The sequence below is a fragment of the Amycolatopsis magusensis genome, assembly GCF_017875555.1.
In the GTDB taxonomy this organism is placed as follows: Bacteria; Actinomycetota; Actinomycetes; order Mycobacteriales; family Pseudonocardiaceae; genus Amycolatopsis; species Amycolatopsis magusensis.
This window is the reverse complement of sequence record NZ_JAGGMS010000001.1, coordinates 725,523-751,476: the sequence shown is the minus strand read 5'-3', so window position 1 is coordinate 751,476 and position 25,954 is coordinate 725,523. Positions and strand designations below refer to the sequence as shown.

At 70.6% G+C, this 25,954-nt stretch carries 28 protein-coding genes and 1 tRNA gene; 14 read left to right on the top strand and 15 right to left on the bottom strand.

What is annotated here, in order from left to right; genetic code table 11:
* Window positions 1-162 precede the first annotated feature (162 nt).
* Both JOM49_RS03560 and JOM49_RS03555 read left to right on the top strand, forming a co-directional pair.
* Complete coding sequence (locus tag JOM49_RS03560; RefSeq protein WP_209662941.1) at window positions 163-1,248, top strand: carboxylate-amine ligase; 1,086 nt, start codon at window positions 163-165, stop codon at window positions 1,246-1,248.
* A 23-nt stretch (window positions 1,249-1,271) separates the two neighbouring features.
* Window positions 1,272-1,347 (top strand) — tRNA-Thr (locus JOM49_RS03555).
* A gap of 128 nt (window positions 1,348-1,475) precedes the next feature.
* Here JOM49_RS03555 and JOM49_RS03550 read toward each other — a convergent pair.
* From JOM49_RS03550 to JOM49_RS03540, 3 genes are all read right to left on the bottom strand, one after another.
* Window positions 1,476-1,784, bottom strand: coding sequence for a hypothetical protein (locus JOM49_RS03550; RefSeq protein ID WP_209662940.1), 309 nt, complete (start codon window positions 1,782-1,784; stop codon window positions 1,476-1,478).
* A 97-nt stretch (window positions 1,785-1,881) separates the two neighbouring features.
* Window positions 1,882-2,670 carry an arylamine N-acetyltransferase family protein gene (locus tag JOM49_RS03545; protein WP_209662939.1) on the bottom strand — a complete coding sequence of 263 codons (789 nt, stop codon included), beginning with the start codon at window positions 2,668-2,670 and terminating at the stop codon, window positions 1,882-1,884.
* A gap of 62 nt (window positions 2,671-2,732) precedes the next feature.
* On the bottom strand, window positions 2,733-3,539 hold the full coding sequence (locus tag JOM49_RS03540) for a PhzF family phenazine biosynthesis protein (RefSeq protein WP_209662938.1): 807 nt from the start codon (window positions 3,537-3,539) through the stop codon (window positions 2,733-2,735).
* 71 nt (window positions 3,540-3,610) lie between these two features.
* Here JOM49_RS03540 and JOM49_RS03535 point away from each other — a divergent pair, with 71 nt between their 5' ends.
* Genes JOM49_RS03535 through JOM49_RS03520 form a run of 4 tightly spaced genes read left to right on the top strand, consistent with a single transcriptional unit; the run spans window position 3,611 to window position 7,720 of the window.
* A complete protein-coding gene (locus tag JOM49_RS03535) occupies window positions 3,611-4,471 on the top strand; it encodes a LysR family transcriptional regulator (RefSeq protein WP_209662937.1) in 861 nt (286 codons plus the stop codon).
* A 37-nt stretch (window positions 4,472-4,508) separates the two neighbouring features.
* Window positions 4,509-5,051 carry a PadR family transcriptional regulator gene (locus tag JOM49_RS03530; protein WP_209662936.1) on the top strand — a complete coding sequence of 181 codons (543 nt, stop codon included), beginning with the start codon at window positions 4,509-4,511 and terminating at the stop codon, window positions 5,049-5,051.
* Window positions 5,048-7,048, top strand: a complete 2,001-nt coding sequence (locus JOM49_RS03525) for an NADPH-dependent 2,4-dienoyl-CoA reductase (protein ID WP_209662935.1) — start codon at window positions 5,048-5,050, stop codon at window positions 7,046-7,048. Before JOM49_RS03530 ends, JOM49_RS03525 begins: the two co-directional genes overlap by 4 nt.
* Window positions 7,049-7,099: 51 nt before the next feature.
* The gene (locus tag JOM49_RS03520) at window positions 7,100-7,720 is read left to right on the top strand and encodes an HNH endonuclease family protein (RefSeq protein ID WP_209670742.1); all 621 of its coding nucleotides are present in this window, start codon (window positions 7,100-7,102) and stop codon (window positions 7,718-7,720) included.
* Here the strand turns inward: JOM49_RS03520 and JOM49_RS03515 are convergent.
* Window positions 7,671-8,468 carry an EI24 domain-containing protein gene (locus JOM49_RS03515; RefSeq protein ID WP_209662934.1) on the bottom strand — a complete coding sequence of 266 codons (798 nt, stop codon included), beginning with the start codon at window positions 8,466-8,468 and terminating at the stop codon, window positions 7,671-7,673. The two genes, JOM49_RS03520 and JOM49_RS03515, sit on opposite strands and share 50 nt — an antisense overlap.
* A gap of 253 nt (window positions 8,469-8,721) precedes the next feature.
* Window positions 8,722-9,714 (bottom strand): AraC family transcriptional regulator, encoded by a 993-nt coding sequence (locus JOM49_RS03510; protein WP_209662933.1) that lies wholly within the window; start codon window positions 9,712-9,714, stop codon window positions 8,722-8,724.
* Between the two features lie 225 nt (window positions 9,715-9,939).
* On the opposite strand from JOM49_RS03510, the gene JOM49_RS03505 reads away from it, so the two are divergent.
* Entirely contained in the window at window positions 9,940-10,716 is a 777-nt protein-coding gene (locus JOM49_RS03505) for a response regulator transcription factor (RefSeq protein ID WP_209662932.1), read from the top strand.
* A 9-nt stretch (window positions 10,717-10,725) separates the two neighbouring features.
* Here JOM49_RS03505 and JOM49_RS03500 read toward each other — a convergent pair whose 3' ends face one another.
* Window positions 10,726-11,661 carry a helix-turn-helix transcriptional regulator gene (locus tag JOM49_RS03500; protein WP_209662931.1) on the bottom strand — a complete coding sequence of 312 codons (936 nt, stop codon included), beginning with the start codon at window positions 11,659-11,661 and terminating at the stop codon, window positions 10,726-10,728.
* A gap of 135 nt (window positions 11,662-11,796) precedes the next feature.
* A complete protein-coding gene (locus tag JOM49_RS03495; protein ID WP_209670740.1) occupies window positions 11,797-12,384 on the bottom strand; it encodes an HNH endonuclease family protein in 588 nt (195 codons plus the stop codon).
* Window positions 12,385-12,598: 214 nt separating this feature from the next.
* On the opposite strand from JOM49_RS03495, the gene JOM49_RS03490 reads away from it, so the two are divergent.
* A complete protein-coding gene (locus JOM49_RS03490; RefSeq protein WP_209662930.1) occupies window positions 12,599-13,153 on the top strand; it encodes a P-loop nucleotide/nucleoside kinase family protein in 555 nt (184 codons plus the stop codon).
* A gap of 58 nt (window positions 13,154-13,211) precedes the next feature.
* Here JOM49_RS03490 and JOM49_RS03485 read toward each other — a convergent pair whose 3' ends face one another.
* Window positions 13,212-13,772 carry a sigma-70 family RNA polymerase sigma factor gene (locus JOM49_RS03485; protein WP_209662929.1) on the bottom strand — a complete coding sequence of 187 codons (561 nt, stop codon included), beginning with the start codon at window positions 13,770-13,772 and terminating at the stop codon, window positions 13,212-13,214.
* A gap of 37 nt (window positions 13,773-13,809) precedes the next feature.
* Here JOM49_RS03485 and JOM49_RS03480 point away from each other — a divergent pair, with 37 nt between their 5' ends.
* Window positions 13,810-14,574, top strand: coding sequence for a zf-HC2 domain-containing protein (locus JOM49_RS03480; protein ID WP_308158637.1), 765 nt, complete (start codon window positions 13,810-13,812; stop codon window positions 14,572-14,574).
* On the opposite strand, the gene JOM49_RS03475 is transcribed toward JOM49_RS03480, so the two are convergent.
* The 7 genes from JOM49_RS03475 to paaI all read right to left on the bottom strand — a co-directional run bounded on the left by JOM49_RS03475 (window position 14,571) and on the right by paaI (window position 20,443).
* A complete protein-coding gene (locus JOM49_RS03475; protein ID WP_209662927.1) occupies window positions 14,571-14,978 on the bottom strand; it encodes a CoA-binding protein in 408 nt (135 codons plus the stop codon). The two genes, JOM49_RS03480 and JOM49_RS03475, sit on opposite strands and share 4 nt — an antisense overlap.
* A 350-nt stretch (window positions 14,979-15,328) precedes the next feature.
* A complete protein-coding gene (locus JOM49_RS03470) occupies window positions 15,329-15,736 on the bottom strand; it encodes a hypothetical protein (protein WP_209662926.1) in 408 nt (135 codons plus the stop codon).
* On the bottom strand, window positions 15,729-16,094 hold the full coding sequence (locus tag JOM49_RS03465; protein ID WP_209662925.1) for a hypothetical protein: 366 nt from the start codon (window positions 16,092-16,094) through the stop codon (window positions 15,729-15,731). Before JOM49_RS03465 ends, JOM49_RS03470 begins: the two co-directional genes overlap by 8 nt.
* Window positions 16,095-16,116: 22 nt before the next feature.
* The gene (locus JOM49_RS03460) at window positions 16,117-17,976 is read right to left on the bottom strand and encodes a Na+/H+ antiporter (RefSeq protein ID WP_209662924.1); all 1,860 of its coding nucleotides are present in this window, start codon (window positions 17,974-17,976) and stop codon (window positions 16,117-16,119) included.
* A 228-nt stretch (window positions 17,977-18,204) separates the two neighbouring features.
* Complete coding sequence (locus tag JOM49_RS03455; RefSeq protein ID WP_209662923.1) at window positions 18,205-18,804, bottom strand: TetR/AcrR family transcriptional regulator; 600 nt, start codon at window positions 18,802-18,804, stop codon at window positions 18,205-18,207.
* Window positions 18,801-20,063 carry a phenylacetate--CoA ligase PaaK gene (gene paaK, locus JOM49_RS03450; protein WP_282770003.1) on the bottom strand — a complete coding sequence of 421 codons (1,263 nt, stop codon included), beginning with the start codon at window positions 20,061-20,063 and terminating at the stop codon, window positions 18,801-18,803. The genes JOM49_RS03455 and paaK overlap by 4 nt, the downstream gene beginning before the upstream one ends.
* On the bottom strand, window positions 20,060-20,443 hold the full coding sequence (gene paaI / locus JOM49_RS03445; RefSeq protein WP_209670738.1) for a hydroxyphenylacetyl-CoA thioesterase PaaI: 384 nt from the start codon (window positions 20,441-20,443) through the stop codon (window positions 20,060-20,062). The genes paaK and paaI overlap by 4 nt, the downstream gene beginning before the upstream one ends.
* Before the next feature lie 79 nt (window positions 20,444-20,522).
* Here paaI and JOM49_RS03440 point away from each other — a divergent pair, with 79 nt between their 5' ends.
* The 5 genes from JOM49_RS03440 (at window position 20,523) to paaB (ending at window position 25,951) form a co-directional block, all read left to right on the top strand.
* Entirely contained in the window at window positions 20,523-21,392 is an 870-nt protein-coding gene (locus tag JOM49_RS03440) for a 3-hydroxyacyl-CoA dehydrogenase family protein (RefSeq protein ID WP_209662921.1), read from the top strand.
* A gap of 3 nt (window positions 21,393-21,395) precedes the next feature.
* Window positions 21,396-22,616: a cytochrome P450 gene (locus JOM49_RS03435; RefSeq protein WP_209662920.1), complete on the top strand. Its 1,221-nt coding sequence runs from the start codon at window positions 21,396-21,398 to the stop codon at window positions 22,614-22,616.
* A gap of 73 nt (window positions 22,617-22,689) precedes the next feature.
* On the top strand, window positions 22,690-24,723 hold the full coding sequence (gene paaZ / locus JOM49_RS03430) for a phenylacetic acid degradation bifunctional protein PaaZ (RefSeq protein WP_209662919.1): 2,034 nt from the start codon (window positions 22,690-22,692) through the stop codon (window positions 24,721-24,723).
* Window positions 24,720-25,670 (top strand): 1,2-phenylacetyl-CoA epoxidase subunit PaaA, encoded by a 951-nt coding sequence (paaA, locus tag JOM49_RS03425; protein WP_209662918.1) that lies wholly within the window; start codon window positions 24,720-24,722, stop codon window positions 25,668-25,670. The genes paaZ and paaA overlap by 4 nt, the downstream gene beginning before the upstream one ends.
* Entirely contained in the window at window positions 25,667-25,951 is a 285-nt protein-coding gene (gene paaB / locus JOM49_RS03420) for a 1,2-phenylacetyl-CoA epoxidase subunit PaaB (protein WP_209662917.1), read from the top strand. Before paaA ends, paaB begins: the two co-directional genes overlap by 4 nt.
* The last annotated feature ends 3 nt before the right edge of the window (window positions 25,952-25,954 follow it).

Below are 25,954 nucleotides of genomic sequence, written 5' to 3'. Positions count from 1 at the left end.
TACCCGTCCACCTCCCTGGTCATTCCCGGGGACCATCGACGCTCGGCCTCCGACCGTTGCATGATCGGAACCGTGGCGTCCACCACGTTCTGCCCCAGGGTTACCGATCACCCGGTCCGGGTAATCCGGATCGATCAACGCGACCGGGTGAAGGAGTGGTGGATGGGTCTCCACGGCGAGGAACTGACGTTCGGCGTCGAGGAGGAATTCTTCCTGGTCGACGCCTCGGGACAGCTGGTACCGCGCGGGCCGGAGCTGGTCTTCGGGACCGAGGAGCGCGGCGGTGAGCTGCAGCAGGAGCTGATCAGGTCCCAGGTGGAGACGGCGACCGACGTGTGCCGCACCGCCGAGGAGGTCCTCGGGCACCTCACCCGGATGCGAGCGGACCTGGCCGCGAGCGCCGCCGAGCGCGGCCTGCGGCTGCTGCCGAGCGGCACGCCGCTGCTGCCGAAGTCGTCGCACGAAATCACCCAGAAGGAGCGCTACCGGGAGATGGCCGACCGGTTCGGCGCGATCGCCCGGTCGAGCGCCACCTGCGGGTGCCACGTGCACGTCGAGGTGGCCGACCGGGAGACCGCGGTGCGGGTCAGCAACCACACCCGCGCCTGGCTGCCGGTGCTGCTGGCGCTCACCGCGAACTCGCCGTTCTCCGGCGGCGCGGTCACCGGGTACCGGAGCTGGCGGCACGTGCTGTGGTCGCGCTGGCCGTCGGCCGGGCCGCCGCCGATGTTCGTCTCGCTGGAGCACTACGAGAACAGCGTCGCCGCGATGCTGCGCAGCGGCGCGATGATGGACCGGGCGATGCTGTACTGGGACGTCCGGTTGTCCGACAACCAGCCCACGCTGGAGTTCCGCATCTGCGACGTGGCCGCGACGCCCGAGGAGGCGACGTTGGCGGCGGTGCTGATCCGCGGACTGGTGAACGTGGCGCTGCGGGACGTCGCCGATGCCCGCACGCCGGTGATCGTGCCCGACGAGGTGCTGCGCGCGAACCTCTGGCGGGCGGCGCGGGACGGGCTGAACGGTTCGTGCCTGCACCCGGAGAGCGGTGAACTGGTGCCGGTGTGGGCCGTGCTGGACGAACTGATGGCCGGCCTGCGGGACGCGCTGCGGACGACGGGGGACCTGGAGTTCGCCGAAGGAATGCTCGCCCGGCTGCGCTCCACCGGCGGTGGAGGGGACCGGCAACTGGCCGCGTACCGCACCCGGAACCGCGTGACGGATGTCGTGGACGAGCTGTGCGTGTGACATCTATATACTGCGGAGCACAGGCCGACATAGCTCAGTTGGTAGAGCAGCTGTCTTGTAAACAGCAGGTCAGGGGTTCGAGTCCCCTTGTCGGCTCCATCTTTGGCCCCGCCTCCGGCGGGGCGGCGAGGTCGCTTTTGAGCCGTTCACCGGACTGGGGCGCGCCGTGCCGCTGGGCGGCCCGACGCGCCCCAGTCCGGTGAACGGCGCGACCTCGCGTGGGTGTTTCAGGGGCGGTGGGTGAGCAGGCCTCGTAGGTCGTCCAGGTCGCCGATGACGAGTGGGTGCTCGCCGGTGCGGATGAGGCCGCCGGGCAGGGTGCTCAGCGTGGTGTCGACAGAACCCGAGAGCGTCGCGGCGCCGTGTTCGACGTTGCCGTCGACGACCTCGGCGGTGGTCTGGGTGCCGTGCAGCACACCCTCGCCGAGCGGGGTCAGCGGCGGCTCCTCGGCACCGGCGGGCATGGCGGCGCCGAGTGCGGTACCGGCGATCACGAGCGGCAGCGCCAGGCGGGCGGCCAGCCGGGACTTGTTCACGAAGTTCTCCTTCAACGGTGACGCGATGTGCGGGGTGCGTCCACTGTGGTCTCCGGAGGTCGTCGCGGCCAGCGCTGCCACACGATGAGGGCGTTCTTTAGCCCAGCAGGGTGGTCAGGTCTGTGGTATTCAGCTCGACCCCCAGCGAGCGCAGCACCCCGTCCAGTTCGGCCGGGGGCACCGGTTCCTTCGTCACCTCACCGTTCGCGTGCTCGGTGGTCAGCTCGTCCCCGACGAGCCGCCTGCTGAGGCGGTCGCCGCGCGTCATCACCACGAGCTGCCCGGTGAACGGCGACTTCGGGTGCGTGGAGACGTAGTGGTGCGCCACCTCGTAGTCGATCTGGTGCTGCGGCAGGTCGTCCGTGGCGTGCAACGGCACCCACTCGCCGTGCTCGTGCCGCCACAAGGTCCACAGTGGACCTTCGCGGGTGATCCGGTGGAGCCAGCCGTTCTGCTCCTGCTCCACGCCGTCGACCAGCGGCATCGCGGTGACCAGCCCGGTGCCGAAGCCGACGTCGACGAGGTGGTCGACGCCGGCGACCCGCACGATCACCACCATGTGCGTCCGCGCACTCGGCTTCTCCGGGTCCACCCGCGCCATCCGGCGGCGCACGTCGAACCCGAGCGATTCGAGTGCGGCGGCGAACAGGAGGCTGTGCTCGTAGCAGTACCCACCGCGACGGCGGTGCACCATCTTGTCGGCGATCACCTTCAGCTTCAGCCCCGGGTGCGGGCCGAGCAGCACGTCGATGTTCTCGAACGGGATCGACCGCACGTGCGCCTCGTGCAACGACCGCAGCGCCGCGGCCGACGGGCGCACCTTCTCGTGCCCGATCCGCGCCAGGTAGGCGTCGAGGTCCAGGTCCGCGCTCTGCCACTCACTCATGGTTCTCCATCCCCAGGGGTGCGTTGTCGCTTCGATGCTGCAACCTCCACCCCACTCGAGGTCTAGAGCCGAACCGCGGTCCCGCTGACCGAGATGCCGCCGGTGGCCGGGATGTCGACCAGCAGGCGGCTGGGGCGGCCCAGGTCCTCGCCCTGGTGGATGGTGATCCGGCCGGTCGTGCCCAGTTCACGCAGGTAGGCGCCGAACGCGGCGGCCGAGGCGCCGGTGGCCGGGTCCTCGTAGACGCCGCCGGGTGGGAACGGGTTGCGCGAGTGGAAACCCTCCGGGCCTGCCCAGACCAGCTGCACGGTGGTCCAGTCCTCCCGGGCCATGAGGGCGCCGAGCGCGTCGAAGTCGTAGTCCAGCTTGGCCAGGCGCTCACGGGACCCCGCGGCGAGCACGAGGTGGTGCGCGCCGGCGAAGGCGACGCGCGGGGGCAGCGCCGGGTCGAGGTCGGCGGCGTCCCAGCGCAGTGCGGCGAGAGCCTCCTCGACCAGCGAAGGGGGCGCGTCACGCACGGAGGGCGCCACGCTGGTGAGCGTCGCCAGCAACTGACCGTCCTCGTGCCGCGTCCGCACGACGACCTCGCCCGCCTGCGTCCGCAGCGCCAGCGTGCCGACGCCGGAGCGTTCGGCGTGCGCCACCGCCGTCGCGATGGTGGCGTGCCCGCAGAACGAGACCTCGGCCAGCGGGCTGAAGTAGCGGATGTGGTTGTCCGGCAGCAGGAACGCGGTCTCCGAGTACCCCAGGTCCGCGGCGATCGCCAGCATCCGCGCCTCGTCCAGGCCGGTGGCGTCCAGCACCACCCCGGCCGGGTTGCCGCCTTCCCCGTCGACGTCGAAGGCCGTGTACCGCTCGATGTTCGTCATGCGTCCAGCTTGCGGCCGCACCTGCCATCATGTCCAACGATCAGTTTCGATGCCGACGATCGGGGATACCGATGGACACCCGCCTGCTGCGCAGCTTCCTCGCCGTGGTCCGCACGGGCAACATCACCGCGGCTGCCGGAGAGCTGACCTTCGCCCAGTCCACGGTCACCGCCCACGTCCAGGCGCTGGAGCGGCTCGCGGGCACCCGGCTGCTCGACCGGCACCCCGCCGGGGTCACGCCCACGCACGCCGGTACCAGGCTCGCCGAGCACGCCCGGCAGTTGCTCGACCTCGAAGACCGGATGTTCGCCGAGGTCGCCGATCGACGGCCCGCCGGGCCTGTGCGGCTGTACGCGCCGGAGTCCGTCTGCGCCTACCGGCTGCCGTCCGTGCTGCGCGAGATCACCCGGCGCCTGCCCGAGGTGCGGCTCACGCTGGTGCCCGCGCCGACCCGTACGGCTGTGCGGGCGCTGGGGGAGCGGCAGGCCGATCTCGCGCTGGCACTGGAGCCGTCCATTCGATACTCCACAGTGGACAGTGTGGACCTGGGTAGGCAGCGCATCTCACTGGTCGCACCACCGGACACACCGTTGCCGAGGACCCGCGCGATCACCGCCGCCGAACTGACCGAAGCCGGGGTGCTCCTGCTCGAACGCGGGTGCGGTTACAACGACGAGCTGGCCGAGATGGTCGCCGACACCCCGCCGCGGTACGGCGGGGTCGAGGTGGTCAAGCGGTGCGTGGAGGCCGGGCTCGGGCTGGCGCTGCTGCCCACGGTCACGGTGGCGCCGGAGCTGGAGGCCGGGCGGCTCGTCGAGCTGCGGTCGCCGCCGATCGCGCGCTACCACCTGTGGCTCCTCCGGGGGCGCGAGCAGTGGGCGTCTCCCGCGGTCGAGGCGGTGGCTGAGTTGCTCACCACACTATGCACCTAGTTGCATTGCACCTGGTTGCATATTAGCCTCCGAAACCATGGCCCTCGAACACGCGATCCTGGTTTCGCTGACCGAGCGGGCCGGCTCCGGCTACGAGCTGGCCCGCCGGTTCGACCGGTCCATCGGCTTCTTCTGGGGCGCCACCCACCAGCAGATCTACCGCGTGCTCAAGCGCATGACCGAGGCCGGCTGGCTGTCGAACGAGCTGGTCGCGCAGGACGGGCGACCGGACAAGAAGGTCTACCGCGTCAGCGCGGACGGCCACGCCGAGCTGCGGCGATGGCTGGGCGAGCCGAACGAGCCCGCGATCCTGCGCGACGAACTCGCGGTGAAGGTCCGCGGCGCGAGCCTGGGCGACGCCGCCGTCGTGCTGGCCGAGGTGCGCCGCCACCGGGACCGGCACGCCGAGCGCCTCGACGTCTACCGCGAGATCGAGAAGCGCGACTTCCCGGACCCGCGCGGGCTCAGCGGGCAGGACCTCCACCAGTACCTCGTGCTGCGCGGGGGTGTGCGCGCCGAGCAGTCGTTCGTCGAATGGTGCGACGAGGTCGCGGAAGCACTGGAAAGGGATGGCCGATGACCGAGTACCCGAACCTGCTCGCCCCGCTCGACCTCGGGTTCACCACGCTGCGCAACCGCGTGGTAATGGGCTCGATGCACACCGGGCTCGAGGATCGCGCCCGTGACGTGGGCAAGCTCGCCGAGTACTTCGCCGAACGCGCTCGCGGCGGCGTCGGCCTGATGATCACCGGCGGTTACGCGCCCAACCGCGAGGGCTGGCTGCTGCCGTTCGCGTCCAAGCTGACCACGCGTGCCGAAGCGAAGCGGCACCGCCGTGTCACCAGTGCGGTGCACGAGGCGGGCGGCAAGATCGCCCTGCAGATCCTGCACGCGGGCCGGTACGCCTACCACCCGCTGAGCGTGTCGGCGTCCGCGATCAAGGCGCCGATCAACCCGTTCCGCCCGCGCGCCCTGTCCGATCGCGGGGTCCGGCGTCAGATCGACGACTTCGCCCGCTGTGCCGCACTGGCCCGCGAAGCCGGGTACGACGGCGTCGAGATCATGGGTTCCGAGGGCTACTTCATCAACCAGTTCCTCGCGCCACGCACCAACAAACGCGCCGATCGCTGGGGCGGCTCGACGGAGAACCGGCAGCGGCTCGCGGTGGAGATCGTGCGCCGCGTGCGGGCGGCCGTCGGGCCCGACTTCATCATCGTCTACCGGCTGTCCATGGCCGAGTTCGTCGAGGACGGGCAGACCTGGGACGAGATCGTCGCGCTGGGCAAGGCCGTCGAGGCGGCCGGGGCGACCATCATCAACACCGGCATCGGCTGGCACGAGGCCCGCGTCCCGACCATCGTCACCTCGGTGCCGCGCGCCGCGTTCACCGAGGTCACCGCGAAGTTCAAGCCGCACGTGGACATCCCGGTGATCACCTCGAACCGGATCAACATGCCGCAGGTGGCCGAGGAGGTGCTCGCGCGCGGTGGCGCGGACCTGGTGTCGATGGCCCGGCCGCTGCTGGCCGATCCGGAGTGGGTGCGCAAGGCCGAGGCCGGGCTGAGCGACGAGATCAACACCTGCATCGCCTGCAACCAGGCCTGCCTGGACCACGCGTTCGTGCACAAGAAGGTCTCGTGCATGGTCAACCCGCGGGCCGGGCGCGAGACCGAACTGGTGCTGCTGCCCGCGCGGCGGAGCAAGCGCGTGGCGGTGGTCGGCGCCGGTCCCGCCGGGTTGTCCGCCGCGGTGAACCTGGGGCAGCGCGGGCACCAGGTGGAGTTGTTCGAGGCCGAGGACGAGATCGGCGGTCAGTTCGGCATCGCCAGGCGCATCCCCGGCAAGGAGGAGTTCGCCGAGACGATCCGCTACTACCGGCGTCAGCTCGACCTGGCCGGGGTCAAGCTGCGGCTGAACACCCGGGCCACCGTCGCCGAGCTGACCGCGTTCGACGAGGTGGTGCTGGCCACCGGCGTGACCCCGCGCGTGCCGGCCATCCCCGGGATCGGCCACCCGAAGGTTCTGTCCTATGTGGACGTCGTGCGGCACGGGAAGCCGGTGGGGGACAGGGTCGCGGTGATCGGGGCCGGGGGCATCGGCGTGGACGTCAGCGAGTTCCTGACGCACACCTCCTCGCCCGCGCTGAATCTGGCGGAGTGGCAGGCGGAGTGGGGCGTGGCCGGCGGCGCGCTGGCCGAAGCGCGGCCGGAACCGTCACCGCGCAAGGTGTACCTGTTGCAGCGCAAGGACGAGCGCATCGGCAAAGGACTCGGCAAGACCAGCGGCTGGGTGCACCGCGCGGCATTGAAGAACAAGGGCGTGGAACAGCTGGTCGGGGTCAACTACGAGCGCATCGACGACGACGGCCTGCACATCAGCTTCGGCCCCCGGCACGAGCGACCACGGGTGCTGGACGTGGACACCGTGGTCGTCTGCGCCGGACAGGAGCCGGTGCGGGAGCTCGCCGAGCAGCTGGACGGCCTACCCGTACACCTGATCGGGGGAGCCGACGTGGCCGCCGAACTGGACGCCAAACGGGCCATCGACCAGGGCACCCGCCTGGCCGCGGTGATCTGACCCGCGCGTCGGTACCGCTCGGACGGGTTTCGGCCGCATACTCCGTTCGTGATGAGGTCGCGGTGGGTGTTCATGGTGTTGCTGGCGTTCGTCTCGGCGTGTGCTCCCCCGGTGGAGCCGGCGCCCGCCGAGCCGGGGGTGGACGCGGGGCCGCCGCGGCAGCTGCTCGACCAGCTGGTGATCGCCGAACGCGGCAGCATGGACGGCTACGACCGCGAGCAGTACCCGCACTGGTCCGCGCACGACGGCAACTGCAACACCCGTGAGCTGGTGCTCAAGCGCGACGGCGAGAACGTGCAGGCCGGTCCCGACTGCGCACCCGACTCCGGCAAGTGGGTCAGCCCGTACGACGGCGAGACCTGGACCAAGGCGTCCGATGTGGACATCGACCACATGGTGCCGCTGGGGCACAGCTGGGTCAGCGGCGCGCGGTCGTGGACCGAAGAGCGGCGGGAGGAGTTCGCCAACGACATGGACCGCCCGCAGCTGCTCACCGTCACCGACAACGTCAACCAGCAGAAGAGCGACAAGGCCCCCGACGAGTGGAAGCCGCCGCTGGTGTCCTACTGGTGCACCTACGCCGGTGACTGGATCGAGGTCAAGCACCACTACGGGCTGACGGTCACCGAGCGGGAGAAGACGGCGCTGTCGGAGATGCTGAACCGGTGCTGAACTCCCGCGCGCGGTGCGCGAGCAGCGTGCCGCCCGCCATCGCCGCGGGCAGCACCACGATGCCCGCGAGCGGGATCAGGCACAGCAGGTAGGTGGGCGTCGCGAAGCCGAGGGTCATCGCGCGCTTGCCGCCGAGCGTCCGGCGCCGCACCTTGAGGTTCAGCCCGCGGCGGGTGAACGGGATCGCGGTCAGCTCGAGCGCCAGCAGCCAGGCGCCGACCAGCGCGGCGACCACCGGCACCACGGTCTGGCCGAGCACCGGGATGAACCCGGCCAGGAACAGCGGGATGCCGAACAGGATCGCCAGCAGCACGAGCAGCAGGGTGTCGCGCAGGCCGAGCCACGCGGACCGCGCCCAGCCGACCTGCTGCGTGCCGGGTACGCCGCCGAGTTCGTGGTCCTCGACGTGCTCGGCGATGGCCTCGTAGAACGGGCCGCCGAGGATCAGCGTCAGGCCGGAGAACAACAGCAGCGAGATCGCCACGGCGGCGACCACGATGGACACCCCGGCGGCCACGCGGAGCACGGTCTGCCAGGTCTGCGACCAGTCGTCGGCGAACGGGGTGGCCCAGGTGATCAGGTCGTCCGCGTTCAGCGCGAGCGCGAGGATGCCGCCGAAGAGCAGCAGGCTGGTCAGCAGCGCCGGGATCGCGCCCAGCAGGAACAGCTTGCCGTTGCCGAAGACGAGGCCGAACCCCCTGGCCAGCAGCCCGGCACCGGTACCGAAGTCACGCAGCGTTTTGCCCACCGCGCGAGCTTAGTGGTCCACGAGCCGTGACCGGGGTCGGCCGAGTGCTAGGAGTGGGGCATTACTTGCATCCATTGCAAGTAATGCCCCACTCATAGCGTTTCACCTTGGGGGCTTGGGCGGCCTGAACGTGGGGTTCGGCGGCCTGAGTGTGAGGTTCGGCTGCCTGAGCGTGCGGTTCGGGTGTCTGAACGTGCGGTTCGGGTGTCTGAGTGTGGGGCTCGGCTGGGGGTGGGGGCGCCCGGCGAGGGGGTTACTGGGGGGTGCGGCGGCGGCGGTATTCGCCGGGGGGTAGGCCGGTGGCGTCCCGGAACAGGCGGGTGAAGTGCGCGGCGTTGACGAAGCCGCAGCGGGCGGCGATCTGCGCGATCGACTCCCCGCGGTGCGCCGGGTCGTCGAGCAGCTCTCGTGCCCGTTCCATGCGCGAGTGCCGGATGAACTCGGCGATGCCGCCGCCCTCGCCGGTGTCCTCGAACAACTGGTAGAGCCGCCGCCGGGAGACCGCGTGCGCGCTGGCGACCGAGGTCACCGACAGCCCGGGGTCGGCCAGGTGCTGCCGGATGAACCGCTCGACCTCCTGCCGCCGGGTGGAGCCGGTCCGGGCGCTGCCGCCGCGCGGGCCGACCGAGCGCAGCAGCAACTCGGCGAGCCCGGCCAGGTAGTGGTCGAAGCCCGCCGCGTCGATTTCGCCGGACGGCTCGTCGGCCGGTTTCCCTGGCAGGGTGTTGACCACCAGCCGCGTGAGGAGTTCGCCGACCGGCAGCGGGCGGAACAGCAGTTCCTCCACCGCCCGGTGCGGCAGGTGCACCGCGGCCGCGTCCACCCGGACCGCCCACCACTCGTTGGGTCCGTTGTGGACGATGGAGTGGGGGACCGAGGAGGTGCTCACCATCAGCTGCCCGGCGGGCACGATCAGCCGCCGCCGGTTGACCAGCACGGTGCGCTCGGCGGTGGCGCACAGGGTGAACAGCAGCCACTCACCGTCCTCGTCGTCCGGGTTGACGTGCCAGATGCAGCGGTCGAGGTCGTAGGCGCCCGACCCGATCGCCGCGCTCAGGCCGGCCCGCACCCTCATCCGGGCCGAACTGGGCTTGAGCCCCCACAGCACGCCCTCCACGCGGGCCCGGCCGATCAGCAGGGCGGCGACCTGTTCCACGTCGCCGTCCACCGGACCCTTGGCGGAGTTGAACTCCAGCGCGTACACCGCGCTGAGCGGCGCGCCCTGCCCGGAAGAGGGGTGCGTCATCACCCACCTCCCTTCCCCACCGCCATTATGCGTCCACTTGGGCTGGTTCCGCCCGATGTGGACGGATGGACAAACATTCCGTACCGATGGGCAAAGGCCTTCCGCGGGCTGCGCAGATCCGCAATAGCGGCGCACAACTGGGCAAAGGAATCCGATAAGCGGGCTGTCTAGAGTGGCGGGAACTCGCCGGAGATTTTTCTCCGCGCCGCCGCCGAGGAGGAAACCATGTCGTACGTCACCGAGGGGCAGCAGGCGGGCAGAAGCGTCGAACGGTCGCTGCACCTGCGATCTTTCCCGGCTTTCGACGAACGCCCGGCGCCGCGGCCGGAGGTGCCCGCGGCCGTCGTGGTCAGCCCGGTCCCGTTGATCCGCGAAGGAATGGCCAGGGCGCTGGAACAAATCTTCGGGCGCGTGGTCGTGCATTCCGCTACCGATCTTGAAACCGCCACCCGTTTGGCCCAGCGTATTGGTGACGGACTGTTCTGGGTGCACGAGAAGGCTTATCCGCACCTGGGTTTCGTGCAGGTCTTCGCCCGCCGCCGGTCCACCCGCGGCATCGTGGTGATGCTCGACCCGGGTGGCGACCGGCCGGTCCCGGTCCGGGTCAGCGAGGCCGTGCGCGCCGGTGCCACGGTGGTGCTGGACAGCGCGAGCCCGGCCGACGTGCTGGCCACCGGCCTCCGGCGGGCGGTGCACGGGCAGAACTACCTCTCACCGCGCCTGCGCCCCGGCTTCACCGACGCCACGGCGACGCCGTCCGCCCGGCCGCCCGTGAGCCCGCTCACCGTGCGCGAGTCACAACTGCTGCGGCTGATGGCCGAAGGACTGGACAACCGGACCATCGGGGAAACGCTGAACATTTCCGTGGAAACCGTGCGCACCCACGTGAAATCCATCCTCAAGAAGCTGGTGGCGCGCAACCGGTGTGACGCCGTCGGGCGCGCGTTCCGGCTCGGGATCGTGGAACCGGACGCACTGCCGCCGGTCCGGTTCAGCGCCTGAAAAGGCCGCCTACCCGCCGCGGAATTCGCTCGGCCTGGCGCCGAAGGTCCGGGTGAAGACGCGGCTGAAATGGGCGTGGCTGGTGAATCCAGCCTGACGGGCGATCGCGCCGATGGTTTCGTTCGTCCGGCGGGGGTCCGCCAGCATTTCCTTCGCCCGGACGAGGCGGCGTCGCCGGACGTACCCGGCGACCCCGTCCTCGTCTTCGAAGATCTGGTACAGCGCGCTGCGCGAGATGTGATGGGCGGCGGCGATCGAGTCGACGTCCAGGCTCGGGTCGTCGAGCCGCTGCTGGATGTACTCGCGGATCTGCTGTTTGCGGACCTGCTTCGGCTCGTGGCCGGTGGTCCGGCCGAGCTGGGAGCGCACCACCAGGTCGGCCAGGCCGGTCAGGTAGTTCTCCGCGCCGAGCACGTCCAGCTCGCCGGATTCGGCCAGGCTGTCGGCGGCGGTGGTCAGCAGAGTGCGCAGGGCAGGCGGCAGCGCGGTCGGCCGCCGGCGCAGGCGATCCAGCTCTCGGCGGGACACGGTGAGCCGGTCGGCCGCCACCCAGAGCCCGGTGGCCAGGCCGCGGGCGCGGCTGAGGGCGCGGAACGGTCCGGGTGCGGCGATCAGCAGTTCGCCGGGGGCGTGCATGATCTCCTGCCCGCCGGTGGTGACCCACCACGGCGAGTGCTCCAGCACGTAGAAGCCGACGAACTCCTCGGACTCCTCGACGGACACCCGCACCGGCGGCAGGTCGGCCTGGGTGATCTTGCCGGTCGGCGAGCTGACCAGGGTCAGCCGCGCCTCGCGGTCGGCCTGGTCGCGGGTGGCCGGCTCGATGGTGGCCAGGCCCGCGGTGGACAGCTGCAGCGAGGCCTCGAACTCCGGCCATGCCACGCCCTCGGGTGCCGAGGACAGGCGGCACCGGTGCACCTTCGACATCCCGTACCACCTGTGCATCGGCACCTCCGCCCGCCGCGTCTCGCAAACGATTTCCCGAGCCAGGCGTGCCCCCGAGCGCACCTGGTCCGGTACGGGTGTGACGTCCGGACCAGGCGCCCATCACGCGGATTCGATGTGATTCAGGTCATACATCTACGACGGGCAGGAGTTCAGCATGGTCTGCAGCGCCGACTTCTCCGCCGACTGCGCCCGCAGGCCCCAGTAGTGCTTCGAGCGGATCCACATCTTGGCGTAGGTGCACCGGTACGAGGACACCGACGGCTGCCAGGACGCCGGGTCCTGGTCGCCCTTGGACTGGTTGACGTTGTCGGTCACCGCGATCAGCTGCGGGCGGCTGAGGTCGTTGGCGAACTGCTGGCGCTTGCTGGTGGTCCACGAGTTCGCCCCGGAGCGCCACGCCTCGGCCAGCGGCACGATGTGGTCGATGTCCACGTCCGACGCGTTCGTCCAGGTCGCGCCGTCGTACGGGCTGTACCAGCTGCCGGAGACCGCCGCGCAGGCCGAATCCTGCACCACGTTCCGGCCGTCTCTCTTGAGCACCGTCTCGCGGGTGTTGCAGCTGCCGGACACCGTGGACCAGTGCGGGAAGAGATCGCGCGAGTAGCCGCTCAGGCTGCCCTCGGTGGCGACGGTGAGCGAGTTCAGCTCGGACTGCGCGGTGGCCTTGCTCGGGATGTTCGGCGGGGTGGCCGCGGCGGGCGTGGTGAGCGTCACGGTCATGGCGGTCGCCGCCAGTGCGGCGGCGACAGCCGAAGCGGTCCATCGGGTCACGGTTCCTCCAGGTGGGGACAGGGATGAACCCTGTGACCGTGGCGGATCCGAGTTGCACCGCGGTCGCCGGTGCGTAACCGATTCACGACGGTTGGTGGAAACTTTCCGCATGGGTGAAGCCGGGCGATCGGAACGATCCGGGCAGGCGGGTCGTTCCCCGCGCATGCGTCGGGCGAAGGTGGAACTGCCGGTACCGGTCCACGGTCTGGTGGTGGTCGCCGGGATCCCGGGAGCGGGCAAGAGCACGCTGCTCGCCCGCGCGGAGAACGAGGCCGGCGCCAAGCTGCTCGACTCCGACCAGGTACGTGCCTGGTTCAGCCGGGTGCTGCCGCCGTGGGTGCGCTACCGCTGGTACCGGCCGCTGGTGCACCTCGGGCACCGCTCGCGGATCCTGCTGTTCTCGTTGCGCCGCGGCCGGGCGGTCGTGGCCCACGAGCCCGCGACCAGGGCGAGCACGCGGCTGATGCTGATCGTGATGGCGTTGCTGGCCGGGCGGAGTCGTCACCTGCTGTGGGTGCACACCACGCCGGGTGAGGCCGCGGCCGGTCAGCGGGCGCGGGGGCGGGTGCTCGCGGAACGGTCGTTCACGCGGCACGTGCAACGGGCGGCGAAGGTCGAACGCGCACTCGCGGACGGGTGTCCCCCGCGTGGGTGGCACACGGTCGAAATCCTGGAACGACCGCCACTGGACACGTCGATAGTGCTGCGTTCTCGCTGATCAGCGGAGTTATCCACAGGTGTTGTCCACATGTGGGTGAAGAGGGGATCACCCCGGGTCACCAGCCGCTGGTGGCCGATCGACGTCCGCCTTCGCCCTGCGCCAGCGCCTCGGTCAGCTCGTCCCTGGCGCGGAACACGCGGGACCGGATGGTGCCGACCGCGCACTCGCAGATCTCCGCGGCTTCGGCGTAGGACAGGCCGGTGATCTGGGTGAGCACGAACGCTTCGCGCCGGTCGTCGTCGAGCTGGCCGATCAGCTGCTGGAGCACCACGAGCCTGCCGTGGTCCGGCGCCTTCGCCTGCTCGGCCTCGGCCATCCAGTCCTCGACCGGCGTGGTGCGCGGACGGCGGCGGTTGCCACGCAGGTGGTCGGCGGCGACGCGCTTGGCGATGGCCAGCAACCACATCCGCGCGGGGGAGCGCCCGGCGAACCGGGGCAGCGCGGCGAAGGCACGCAGGTAGGTCTCCTGCACCAGGTCCTCGGCGGCGCCGGGGTCGGACAGGTAGCTCAGCAGGCGGTGCAGCTGGTGCCGGGTGGCGGCGACGAACTGCTCCGCGGCGCGCCGGTCGCCGCCCGCCGCGCGGAAGGCGTGGCGGGTGATCTCGTCGTCATCCACAAGGGATCACCCTAAGCGGTGGTCCGACCACGACGCCATGACCGCCTCGGGATGCGGGAACTTTTGTCTCGGCGCCGACGACTGGACAACCATGGAGTGTTCGACCGTTCGCGAGGGGATTTCGGCGACGCTGGACGGTGAGGATCCGGGCGTGCCGGTGGCCGAGCTGGAGGCGCACGTCGACGGCTGCGCCGACTGCGCGGCCTGGCGCGAGGCGGCGGCCGGGATCACCCGGCTGGCCCGGCTGGCGCCGGTGGGCGACCCGCCGGTGGTGCCGGACCGGGTCTACGCCAGGGTCAGCGCGAAACCGGGGGTGGATCGGCTGCGGTGGGCACTGGTGCTGGTCGCGGTGTGCCAGTTCTCGGTGGTGGTCTCGCAGTTGCTGGGCTCGATGCCGGGGCTGACCGGGGACGCGCACGGCGGGCACCTGCAGCACGAGACGGCGGCGTTCAACTTCGCCATCGCGATCGGGCTGCTGTTCGTGGCCGCGCGGCCGTACCGAGCGCGGACGCAGTTGCCGCTGTTGCTCAGCTTCGCCGGGGTGCTGCTGTTCCTGTCCACTGTGGACGTATTGGGTGGCGAGGTCGGCTGGTACCGGTTGAGCGGGCACGTGCCGTTGCTGGTCGGCGTGCTGTGCACCATCCTGCTCGGCTTCGGCCGGTGGCGGGCGCCGGAACCCGGCAGCCACGCGCGGGAGGACGCGGACACCTTCACCGCCACCGCCGACGCCGAACCCGCACGGGCCCGGCGCCGCACCCGGTCCGACCGCCACCAGCCACCGGCGGCGAAGCGGGTCGCCTAGTTCTTGTGGGCGCCGGAGAGGGCGCGGACCACGGCGATGCACTGGTCTTCGACGTAGTCCAAGCCGCCTTCTTCGGCGATCCGGCGGGCTTCGGGCGAAAAGATGTCCTGCTGAAGCCACAACGCTTTGGCTCCGATGGCCACCGCCTGCCGCGCGATTCCCGGCGCCTCGGCGGCCGGGCGGAACACGTTGACGATGTCGATCGGTTCGGGGATCTCGCTTAACGTGCGGTAAGCGGGTCCTCCGAGCAGCCGCTCGGCACTCGGGTGCACGCCGATCACCCGGAATCCGGCTGCCTGCATCGCCGCGGGCACCGAATGCGCGGCCTTCATCGGATTCGTGCTCAGCCCGACCACGGCGATCGTCCGGTGCTCGGTGAGCAGGCGCTCGGCCAATTCGATCATGTTCGCCTCCTGCGAGTTTCAACGAATTCCGCTGATCATTGATTCCGCGACGCGAAATCGATGCGCGCATTCGGCGGCGCCGGGCGTAAAATCGGCGCCGGCGAAGGAGGCGTCATGAAGACGATCACCCGGAAGCACCAGGGGATGCGGTCATGACGGGCGGAGCCCGGCGGTACGGCCGCCGGTGCCGGCATGACTACGAAGTCGCGGAATCGCACCACGCCCCGGAACAGCACGCGGTGCCGCACCAGCAGCAGGGGGCGGAGCAGCCAAGACGGTCGGAGAGCCCGGCAACGGGGGAACGGGGTCCGGACCGGCCACGGCGGTGATGGGGCGGGAGGGGTGTGGCTTCAGTCGGTCCGCGGGACCGTGCGGCGAATCCACAGCAGGCCCAGTACCGGCAGCACCAGGGGGATGAACAGGTAGCCCTTCCCGTAGACCGACCACACCGTGGCGTGCGGGAAGGCTTCCGGGTCCAAGAGGCTGAAGGTGCCGATGGCCAGCACGCCCGCCAGTTCGAACAGGCACGAGACAGTGGCCAGGGTGCGGCCGCCGCGGCCGCCGCTGGCCAGGCCGAAGGTGGCGAAGATGTACACCACGGCGGCCACCGCGGACAGGGAGTAGGCGAGCGGGGCCTCGTCGAAGCGGGTGAGGATCTGGACCACCGAGCGCGAGGTCGCGCCGATGGCGAAGATGGCGTACAGCGCGACCAGCACCCGGCCGGGGCCGGTGCGGGTGGTGGGTTTCGTTTCAGGCACCGCGCAACTCCCAGATCTGCTGCATCCGCACGATCATCACCGGCAACGCCAGGCAGGCCACCACCAGCACCCCGGTGCCCCACCGGGTGCGCTCGGCCATCGACCACAGCACCGCGATCGGCAGGATCACCAGGATGCCGATCAGGTAGGCGAGGAACTCCGGCCCGTCGACCGGCCGGTCGGTGTTCGCGAAGTTGACGATCCCGGCGACGGTCTGCACCAGCAGCGCCGCCTCGAGCACCGCGAGCGCGCCGTACATCGGCCCGTTCGGCGGGCGGTTGCGCAGGACGTGCACCAGTGCCCACACCGCACCCACCAGGGTCGCGATGATCAGGGCGGTCGCGAGGCCATCGATCATGATTTCACCGGGTCCAGCCTAACTAGCCCAGATCCGCGTCGACGAAGCACCAGCGCCAGCTCTCGCCGGGCTCGAAGCTGCGCATCACCGGGTGCCGGGTGTCGTGGAAGTGCGCGCTCGCGTGCCGGGCGGGGGACGAGTCGCAGCAGCCGACGTGTCCGCAGGTCAGGCACAGGCGTAGGTGCACCCACGACGTGCCGTCGCGCAGGCATTCGGCGCAGCCGTCCGGGGTCTCCGGTTCGGTGTCGGCGGGGGCTTTGGCCAGGTGCTTGCAGCTGCCCGCGGTCGCGGCGGGGGTGCTCAGCTCGCGTTCGTCGTCCAAGTCGATTTCCTCGGGTTCGGTGAGCATGGACTCCTCGATGTCGAGAGCCTCCAGCACACGGCGCAGCACCTCGTCGTCGATGCGGCCGGTCTTGCGTGTGTCGAGCAGGACGGTGCGTTCGGCCTCGAGCATTTCGCGGCGCAGTCGCGTGTAGACGTCGCTCGGGGTCTCGTTCAGCTCGCTCTGGCGGCCGAGCTGCTCCCACGCCGCGTCCGACCGGTGGTTCAACCGGTCGCGCAGCCGGTCGACCACTTCCTCGGGATCCTCCGGGCGGCGCACCCGCTCCAGCTCGTCCAGCGCGGCGCGGGTCATGTCGTGCAGCAGCGCCGCCTCCTGGAGCGCGTCCTCGGCGGGGTCGGGCGGCGGCAGGCCGAGCCGTCGGACCAGCCTCGGCAGGGTCATGCCCTGCAACAGCAGCGTGCCCGCCACCACCACGAACGCCGCGAGCACCAGCACCGACCGGTGCGGGGTGTCGGCGGGCAGCACGAACGCGGCGGCCAGGGTGACCACCCCGCGCATGCCCGCCCAGGAGATCACCGCCGAGTACGACCACGGCCACGCTTTCCCCCGCAGCAGCCTGCGGATGGTGCCGATGCCGAACATCCAGGCGATCCGGGTGAGCACGGTCGCCGCCAGCACCGCCGCGCAGACGCCGATGAGCGGGCCGATGCCCAGCTCCGAGCGGCCGGCCTCCTCCAGGATCCGGCGCAGTTGCAGGCCGATCAGCAGGAAGACCAGGTTCTCCAGCAGGAACTGGATGGTGCGCCAGTTCAGCCGGTTGGCCAGCCGGGACGAGCCGGAGAGCATGCGCGGCTCGTGGTTGCCCAGCATCAGCCCGGCGATCACCACGGCCAGCACGCCGGAGCCGTGGATCTCCTCGGCGGCCAGGTACGCGGCGAACGGGACCACCAGCGAGGTCGCGGTGTCCAGCACGGGGTCTTCCATCCGCGCGCGCAGCAGGTAGGCGATCTTCCCGCCGACCAGGCCGACCAGGATGCCGCCGCCTGCGGCGAGCAGGAAGTCCCCGCCGACCTCGAGCAGGGACACCGAACCGGCGATGGCCGCGATCGCGGTACGCAGCGCGACCAGCGCCGACGCGTCGTTGAGCAGGCTCTCGCCCTCGAGGATGCGGACGATCCGGCGCGGCATGCCGACCCGGCGGGCGACAGCCGTGGCGGCCACCGCGTCCGGCGGCGCCACCACCGCGCCGAGCGCCAGCCCGGCGGCGAGCGGCAGGCCGGGGATGACCAGCCAGGTGACCAGGCCGACGCCGATCGTGGTGAACGCGACCAGTCCGACCGACAGCAGGCCGATCGGCCCGCGGTTGCGGCGGATGTCGACCAGCGAGGTGCGGATCGCGGTGGCGTAGAGCAGGGGCGGCAGCAGGCCGAGGAGGACCACCTCGGGGTGCAGTTCGTAGTCGGGCACGCCGGGGATGAACGAGGCACCGACCCCGGCGAGCACCAGGCACAGCGGCTCCGACCAGTCGAACCGGCGCGCGATCGCCGTGACCACCAGCACACCCACGACAAGCCCGACGATCTGGGCGGCAATCTCCACGAGCTACATCATCCCCCGCGCCCCGCACCTCCGCTGATGCCGTGAATGTGGCTTTCACGGCACTTTCCCGCCTCGGCGGCCCCGCTACGGCCCCTTCGATTGCTATGAGTGGGGCATTACTTGCATTCAACGCAAGTAATGCCCCACTCATAGCATTCATGGGGGCCTTGGCGGGCTCGGGCAGCGGGTGTGGGGTTCGGGTGCGGGGACGTGGGACTCGCCCGGGGGTTAGGGCTGGCGTAGGCCGGTGAAGGCGATTTTGCAGAGGGCGTCCGCGAGTTCCTGGGCGGAGGCGCCGCCGCGGGGGCGGTACCACTCGATCAGGGAGTTGACCATGCCGAACAGCAAGCGGCTGGTGACCGCCGGGTCCACGTCGGGGCGGACATCGCCTTCCGCTTCGGCGGCCTTCACCAGGTCCGTCACGATCCGGTCGAACTCGCGCCGACGGGCCAGCGCCGTCCGTTCCACCTTCGTGTTCCCGCGAACTCGCAGCAACAACGTGACGAACGGCAGCCGGTCCACCAGTACCTCGACGCTGCCCCGCACCAGCCGCTCCAGCCGGTCGATCGCCGGGCCGTCCGCTTCGGCGACCTCGTCGGCCACGGCGAACAGCCCGTCGAGCGCGCGGTCCACGGCGAGCCGGAGCATCTCCTCCTTGCTCGGTACGTGGTGGTAGATCGCCGACTTCGTGATGCCCAGCTTCTTGGACAGGTCCTCCATGCTGGTGCCGTCGTACCCGCGCTCGTTGAACAGCTTCACCGCGACGGTCAGCAGCGACTCCAGGTCGTACCCGGGCCTGCCCCGCCGCGCGGGCTTCGCCGCCGTCATGCCCGCTCTCGCCGGTCGAGCACGCGCCGCATCTTGCCCATCGAGCGTTCCAGGGTGTCCGGGTCGACCACCGAAACGTCCACGGTCACGCCGACCCGGTCCTTCACCTCGCGCACCAGTTCCGCCGCCGCGGCGGCGCGCTGCGCGGTGGTCGCGTCCTCGCGGGCCTCGACGTGGACGGTCAGGTGGTCCATCCGCTCCGGCCGCGTCAGCACCAGCTGGAAGTGCGGGGCCAGTGCCTCGGTGCGCAGCACGATCTCCTCGATCTGGGTGGGGAACAGGTTGACCCCACGCAGGATGATCATGTCATCGGTGCGCCCGGTGACCTTCTCCATCCGCCGGAACTCCGGCCGCGCGGTGCCCGGCAGCAGCCGGGTCAGGTCACGCGTGCGGTACCGGATGATCGGCAGCGCCTCCTTGGTCAGCGAGGTGAACAGCAGCTCGCCGATCTCGCCCGCACCCAGCACGTGCTCGTCGATCGGGTCGATCACCTCGGGGTAGAAGTGGTCCTCCCAGATGTGCAGCCCGTCCTTGGTCTCCACGCACTCCTGCGCCACCCCGGGGCCCATCACCTCGGACAGCCCGTAGATGTCGACCGCGTCGATGCCCATGCGGTCTTCGATCTCCGCGCGCATCTGCTCGGTCCACGGCTCGGCGCCGAAGATGCCCACCTTCAGCGAGGTGGACCGCGGGTCGATGCCCTGCCGGTCGAACTCGTCGAGCAGGGTGAGCAGGTAGGTCGGGGTGACCATGATGACGTCCGGCTCGAAGTCGACGATCAGCTGCACCTGGCGCGCGGTCATGCCGCCGGACGCCGGGATCACCGTGCAACCGAGCTTCTCGGCGCCGTAGTGCGCGCCCAGGCCACCGGTGAACAGGCCGTAGCCGTAGGCCACGTGCACCTTGTGCCCCGGCCGCCCGCCCGCCGCCTCGATCGAGCGCGCCATCACCGTGGCCCAGGTGTCGAGGTCGCGTTCGGTGTAGCCGACCACGGTGGGCTTGCCGGTGGTGCCGCTGGAGGCGTGGATCCGGCGGACCTGGTCCTGCGGCACGGCGAACATGCCGAACGGGTAGTTGTCGCGCAGGTCGTGCTTGGTGGTGAAGGGGAACTTCGCCAGATCGGCCAGCGACCGGCAGTCCGACGGCTTCACCCCGGCCTCGTCGAACTTCCTGGTGTAGAGCGGCACGTTGCGGTAGGCGTGCTCGAGTGTCCACTGCAGACGTTCCAGTTGGACGGCCTGGAGCTCGGTTCTGTTCACGACTTGTCCTTCGGTTCGATCACGCGGCTGCGGCCGCGGAACTCCGCGATCACCGCGCCGTCCGCCCGGCACACGGTCACGTCGTAGATCCCGTTGCGCCCGTAGCGGGTGCGCTCGGCCGCGGTCGCGGTGAGTTCGTCACCGAGCCGGGCCGGCGCCACGAAGTCGATCTCCGCGCCGGCCGCCACGGTCACCGGGCCATGGCTGTTGCAGGCGCAGGCGAAGGTGGTGTCGGCGAGCAGGAAGAGGTAGCCGCCGTGGGCGAGGTCGTGCCCGTTGACCATCGACGAGCTGACCTTCATCCGCGCGACGGCCCGCCCGCCGGCGGCTTCGACGAGTTCGATGCCCAGCGCCCTGGACGCCTCGTCGGCCTCGAACATGCGCTGGGCGGCGTTGGTATCCATCGGCGCTCCACTCTTGCTAACTGACCGAATGGACGGTTAATAATGTTTCCGGTCGATGGCGGTGTCAAGTGTGGAGGTGCGCGTGGAAGCGATCGGGGTGATCGGCGGTGGCCGGATGGGGGCCGGGATCGCGCAGGTCTTCGCCGCGACGGGGGCGCGGGTGGTGGTCGTCGAAGGCGACGCCTCGGCCGCCGACGCCGCGCGGGAGCGCGTGCTGACCGGGCTGCGGCGGGCGGCCGAGCGCGGGAAGCTCGACGGCACCCCGGAAGAGGTCATCGAACGGGTGAGTGTGTGCACCGCGATCGACCAGCTGCCGTCCGACGCCGCGCTGGTCGTCGAGGCCGTGCCGGAGGTGGCCAAGCTCAAGGTCGACGTGCTGACCGCCGCGGAGCGGGCCGTCGGCGAGGGCACCGTGCTGGCCACCAACACGAGTTCGCTGTCGATCACCGAACTGGCCGCCGCGCTGGCGAAGCCGGACCGGTTCCTCGGCATGCACTTCTTCAACCCGGTGCCCGCCTCCAAGCTGGTCGAGGTGGTGCTCGGGCCGGAAACCGCGGCTTCGGTGCGCGACCAGGTGCTGAACTGGGTCGGCGTGCTCGGCAAGAGCGAGGTCGTGGTCCGGGATTCGCCGGGCTTCGCCACCAGCAGGCTCGGCGTGATGCTCGGCCTCGAAGCCATCCGCATGCTGGAGGAGGGCGTGGCCGACGCCGAGTCGATCGACCGCGCGATGGAGCTGGGCTACCGCCACCCGATGGGCCCGCTGCGCTCCACCGACCTGGTCGGCCTCGACGTGCGCCTGGCCATCGCCGAGTACCTGGCGAGCACCCTCGGCGACCGCTTCGAGCCGCCGCGGCTTCTGCGGGAAAAAGTGGAAAAGGGCGAGCTGGGCCGCAAGACGGGCAAGGGTTTCCACGACTGGAGCTGAGCCATGCCGGACGTCTTCGATCCGACGGTCTTCGCCGGCGGCCTGCCGCACGAGGCCTTCCGCGAGCTGCGGGACACCGCCCCGGTCGCCTGGCAGGAGGAGCGGGAGGTGCTCGGCTGGCCCGCCGGACCCGGCTTCTGGGCGGTGACCCGGCACGCGGACGTCAAGCACGTGCTGCGCACACCCGAAGACTTCTCGTCCTGGCTCGGTGCCACGCAGATCCGTGACCCCGAGCCGGACGACCTGGCGTTCATCCGCCGGGCGATCCTCAACATGGACGCGCCGGAGCACAACCGGCTGCGCAAGGTCGTCGCCGCGGTGTTCACCCGGAAGCGGCTCGAACGCTCGGCCGAGCGGATCGCCGAACGTGCGCGGCGGCTGATCGGCGCGGTCGCGGACCGTGGCGGATGCGACCTGCCGGTCGACGTGACCGACGACTTCCCGCTGCTCAACCTGGCCGACCTGCTCGGCGTGCCCGCCGAGGACCGCGAACTCCTGCTGCACTGGACCAACCGGGTGATCGGCTACCAGGACCCGGAGCACGCCGAGGTGATCCTCGGTGACGACGGCAAGCCGCTCAACCCGCGGTCTCCGGCGTTGCTCGCGGACATGTTCGCCTACGCGCGCGAACTCGCCGACCGCAAGCGCGCCGAACCGGGCGACGACCTGATGACCGCGCTCGTCCGCGCCGACCTCGATGGCGCCGAGCTGGACATGTTCTTCTTCCTCGTGGTGATCGCGGGCAACGACACCGTGCGCAGCGCGCTGCCCGGCGGGGTGCACGCCCTGGTCGAGCACCCCGAGCAGTACGCCCGCCTGCGCGAGCACCCGGAACTGCTGCCGTCCGCGATCGAGGAGATGCTGCGCTGGCACCCGCCCGTGCTCAGTTTCCGGCGCACCGCGACCAGGGACGTCGAACTCGCTGGTCAGCTCATCCGCGCCGGTGACAAGGTCGTCGTCTACCACGCGTCCGCGCACTTCGACGAGCGTGTGTTCCGGGACCCGTTCGAGTTCGACCTCATCCGCGAGCCGAACGACCACCTGGCCTTCGGGCAGGGCCCGCACGTGTGCCTCGGCGCCCACTTCGGGCGGTTGCAGATGCGGATCTTCTTCACCGAATTCCTGCGTGCGCTGCCGCAGGTCCGCCTGGCCGGGGAGGTCCGGCACCTGACGTCGAACTTCATCAACGGCGTGCTGCACCTGCCGCTCGCCTGGGGCGGATAGCTGGTGTTCACCGGCCCGCCCGGCTACAGTACTTACTGAACGTACGGTTGGTAATTCCGGGAGGTCGGACTCGATGGCAGTGCTCCGCAGCTACGTCTCGGGTGGTTGGCACACGCCGGACGCGGAAGGCGTCCCGCTGCACGACGCGGTCACCGGGGAAGAGGTCACCCGGATCTCCTCGGCCGGGATCGACATGGGAGCCGCGCTGGCGCACGGCCGCCGCGTCGGTGGCCCGGCCCTGCGTGAGCTGACCTTCCACCAGCGCGCGAACCTGCTCAAGGCGCTCGGCCTGCACCTGCGCGAACACCGCGACGAGCTGTACGCGCTGTCGGCACGCACCGGTGCCACGCTCGGCGACTCGAAGTTCGACGTCGACGGCGGCATGGGCGTGCTGCTGAGCTACGCCAGCAAGGCCAAGCGCGAACTGCCCAACGACACCGTCTACGTCGACGGCGCGGTCGAGCCGCTGAGCAAGGGCGGCACCTTCGCCGGCCAGCACATCTGCACGCCGATGCGGGGTGTCGCGGTGCAGATCAACGCCTTCAACTTCCCGGTCTGGGGTCCGCTGGAGAAGTTCGCGCCCGCCTTCATCGCGGGCGTGCCCAGCCTGGTCAAGCCGGCCAGCCAGACCGCGTACCTGACCGCGCGCCTGGTCGAGCTGATCATCGAGTCCGGGCTGCTGCCCGAGGGCGCGCTGCAGTTCGTCGCGGGCGGCGCCGGTGATCTGCTCGACCACGTCACCGGGCAGGACCTGGTCTCGTTCACCGGTTCCGCGTCGACCGCGCAGCACCTGCGGGCGCACCCGGCGGTGGTGCGGCATTCCGTGCGGTTCACCGCCGAGGCCGACTCGTTGAACCTGTCCGTGCTCGGCCCGGACGCCAAGCCCGGCACCACCGAGTTCGACCTGTACGTCAAGCAGCTGGTCACCGAGATGACGGTCAAGGCGGGGCAGAAGTGCACCGCGATCCGGCGCGCGTTCGTGCCCGCCGAACTGATCGACGACGTCGCGCAGGCGGCGAGCGAGCGCCTGGCGAAGGTGACCGTCGGGAACCCGACCAGCGAAGGCGTGCGGATGGGCGCGCTGGCCAGCCTGGAGCAGCGTGAGGAGGTCCGCCGCTCGCTCAAGTCGCTGCTCGACGCCGGTCACATCGTCTTCGGTGACCCGGAGCGCGTGGACGTGGTGGACGCCGACGCCGAGCGCGGCGCGTTCATCTCGCCGGTGCTCCTGCGTGCCGACGACGCCGACCGCGCCGAGCCGCACGAGGTCGAAGCATTCGGCCCGGTGTCCACGCTGATCCCGTTCACCAACGTCGACCAGCTCATCGACCTGGCCGCCCGTGGCCAGGGCAGCCTGGCCGGATCGGTGGTGACCGGCGACACGGCGTTCGCGCGAGAGGTCGTCCTGGGGGTCGCGCCGTGGCACGGCCGCGTGCTGGTGCTCGACGCCGACGACGCGAAGGAGTCCACCGGCCACGGCTCGCCGATGCCGCAGCTGGTGCACGGCGGCCCGGGTCGCGCGGGCGGCGGCGAGGAGATGGGCGGGATGCGCGGCGTGCTGCACCACCTGCAGCGCACGGCCGTGCAGGGCAGCCCGAAGGTGCTGGCCGCGGTGACCAACCGGTGGGTGGAGGGCGCCGACCGGACGGCCACCGAGGCGCACCCGTTCCGGAAGTCGCTGGCGGAGCTGAAGATCGGCGACTCGGTGACGGCGGGCCCGCGCACGGTGACGCTGGAGGACATCGAGCACTTCGCCGAGTTCACCGGGGACACCTTCTACGCGCACATGGACGAAGAGGCTGCGAAGGCGAACCCGTTCTTCGGTGGCCGGGTCGCCCACGGGTACCTGATCGTGTCGTTCGCCGCCGGGTTGTTCGTCTCGCCGGAGCCGGGCCCGGTGCTGGCGAACTACGGCCTGGAGAACCTCCGCTTCCTGACGCCGGTGTTCCCCGGTGACGAGCTGACCGTGACGCTGACGGCCAAGCAGATCACCCCGCGGGAGAACGCCGAGTACGGCGAAGTGCGGTGGGACGCCGACGTGACCAAACAGGACGGTGCCTCGGTGGCGAAGTACGACGTGCTCACGCTGGTGGAGAAGGAGGCGAAGTGACCGCGGTCGCCGAACTGTCCGAAGAGGACCTGCAAGCGCACTTCGAGCACACCATCGCGCGCGATCAGCGGATCGAGCCGCGCGACTGGATGCCCGAGGCGTACCGGAAGACGATGATCCGCCAGATCGCCCAGCACGCGCACTCCGAGATCATCGGCATGCAGCCGGAGGGCAACTGGATCACCCGGGCGCCGTCGCTGCGCCGCAAGGCGATCCTGCTGGCCAAGGTGCAGGACGAGGCCGGGCACGGGCTGTACCTGTACTCGGCGTCGACCACGCTCGGCGCCGACCGCGCCGACCTGACCGACAAGCTGATCAACGGCAGGCAGAAGTACTCCTCGATCTTCAACTACCCGACGCCGACCTTCGCCGACGTCGGCGTGATCGGCTGGCTGGTCGACGGCGCGGCGATCTGCAACCAGGTCCCGCTGTGCCGCAGTTCCTACGGGCCGTACGCACGCGCGATGATCCGGATCTGCAAGGAGGAGTCGTTCCACCAGCGGCAGGGTTACGAGCTGCTGATGACGATGATGCGGGGTACGGATGCGCAGCGTGAGATGGTGCAGGACGCGGTGAACCGCTGGTGGTGGCCGTCGCTGATGATGTTCGGCCCGCCGGACGCCGAGTCGCCGAACACCGCGCAGTCGATGGCCTGGAAGATCAAGCGCCACACCAACGACGAGCTGCGCCAGCGGTTCGTGGACATGTCGGTGCCGCAGGCCGAGGCGCTCGGGGTCACCTTCCCCGACCCGGACCTGAAGTGGAACGCCGAGCGCGGGCACTACGACTTCGGCGAGATCGACTGGTCCGAGCTGAAGCGGGTGATCTCGGGCGATGGTCCGTGCAACGCCGAGCGGATCGAGCGACGCCGCAAGGCACAGGAGGAAGGCGCGTGGGTGCGCGAGGCAGCTGCCGCGCACGCGGCCAAGAAGGGGGCGTCGGCATGAAGCACGACTGGCCGCTGTACGAGGTCTTCGTGCGGGGCAAGCGCGGGCTGAACCACGTGCACGTGGGCTCGCTGCACGCCGCGGACGACGAGATGGCCGTGCGGCACGCGCGTGACCTGTACACCCGGCGCAACGAGGGCGTGAGCATCTGGGTGGTCAAGGCCGCCGCCATCACCGCGTCCAGCCCGGACGAGAAGGACCCGTTCTTCGCGCCCAGCGGCGACAAGGTGTACCGGCACCCGACCTTCTACGACATCCCCGACAACGTCCCCCACATGTGAGCG

Excerpts from the sequence above, each read along its gene's own strand:
- JOM49_RS03530 (WP_209662936.1), top strand. The coding sequence starts at position 4,509 with ATGGCCCTCGAACACGCGATCCTGGTTTCGCTGACCGAGCGGGCCGGC.
- JOM49_RS03440 (WP_209662921.1), top strand. The coding sequence starts at position 20,523 with ATGGCGGTGTCAAGTGTGGAGGTGCGCGTGGAAGCGATCGGGGTGATC.
- JOM49_RS03540 (WP_209662938.1), bottom strand. The coding sequence starts at position 3,539 with ATGACGAACATCGAGCGGTACACGGCCTTCGACGTCGACGGGGAAGGC.
- JOM49_RS03480 (WP_308158637.1), top strand. The coding sequence starts at position 13,810 with ATGACCGCCTCGGGATGCGGGAACTTTTGTCTCGGCGCCGACGACTGG.
- JOM49_RS03475 (WP_209662927.1), bottom strand. The coding sequence starts at position 14,978 with ATGATCGAATTGGCCGAGCGCCTGCTCACCGAGCACCGGACGATCGCC.
- JOM49_RS03520 (WP_209670742.1), top strand. The coding sequence starts at position 7,100 with ATGAGGTCGCGGTGGGTGTTCATGGTGTTGCTGGCGTTCGTCTCGGCG.
- JOM49_RS03510 (WP_209662933.1), bottom strand. The coding sequence starts at position 9,714 with ATGACGCACCCCTCTTCCGGGCAGGGCGCGCCGCTCAGCGCGGTGTAC.
- JOM49_RS03535 (WP_209662937.1), top strand. The coding sequence starts at position 3,611 with ATGGACACCCGCCTGCTGCGCAGCTTCCTCGCCGTGGTCCGCACGGGC.
- paaB (WP_209662917.1), top strand. The coding sequence starts at position 25,667 with ATGAAGCACGACTGGCCGCTGTACGAGGTCTTCGTGCGGGGCAAGCGC.
- JOM49_RS03495 (WP_209670740.1), bottom strand. The coding sequence starts at position 12,384 with ATGACCGTGACGCTCACCACGCCCGCCGCGGCCACCCCGCCGAACATC.
- JOM49_RS03545 (WP_209662939.1), bottom strand. The coding sequence starts at position 2,670 with ATGAGTGAGTGGCAGAGCGCGGACCTGGACCTCGACGCCTACCTGGCG.
- JOM49_RS03500 (WP_209662931.1), bottom strand. The coding sequence starts at position 11,661 with ATGCACAGGTGGTACGGGATGTCGAAGGTGCACCGGTGCCGCCTGTCC.
- JOM49_RS03455 (WP_209662923.1), bottom strand. The coding sequence starts at position 18,804 with ATGACGGCGGCGAAGCCCGCGCGGCGGGGCAGGCCCGGGTACGACCTG.
- paaZ (WP_209662919.1), top strand. The coding sequence starts at position 22,690 with ATGGCAGTGCTCCGCAGCTACGTCTCGGGTGGTTGGCACACGCCGGAC.
- JOM49_RS03435 (WP_209662920.1), top strand. The coding sequence starts at position 21,396 with ATGCCGGACGTCTTCGATCCGACGGTCTTCGCCGGCGGCCTGCCGCAC.
- JOM49_RS03465 (WP_209662925.1), bottom strand. The coding sequence starts at position 16,094 with ATGATCGATGGCCTCGCGACCGCCCTGATCATCGCGACCCTGGTGGGT.
- JOM49_RS03525 (WP_209662935.1), top strand. The coding sequence starts at position 5,048 with ATGACCGAGTACCCGAACCTGCTCGCCCCGCTCGACCTCGGGTTCACC.
- JOM49_RS03560 (WP_209662941.1), top strand. The coding sequence starts at position 163 with ATGGGTCTCCACGGCGAGGAACTGACGTTCGGCGTCGAGGAGGAATTC.
- paaI (WP_209670738.1), bottom strand. The coding sequence starts at position 20,443 with ATGTTCGAGGCCGACGAGGCGTCCAGGGCGCTGGGCATCGAACTCGTC.
- JOM49_RS03505 (WP_209662932.1), top strand. The coding sequence starts at position 9,940 with ATGTCGTACGTCACCGAGGGGCAGCAGGCGGGCAGAAGCGTCGAACGG.
- JOM49_RS03490 (WP_209662930.1), top strand. The coding sequence starts at position 12,599 with ATGCGTCGGGCGAAGGTGGAACTGCCGGTACCGGTCCACGGTCTGGTG.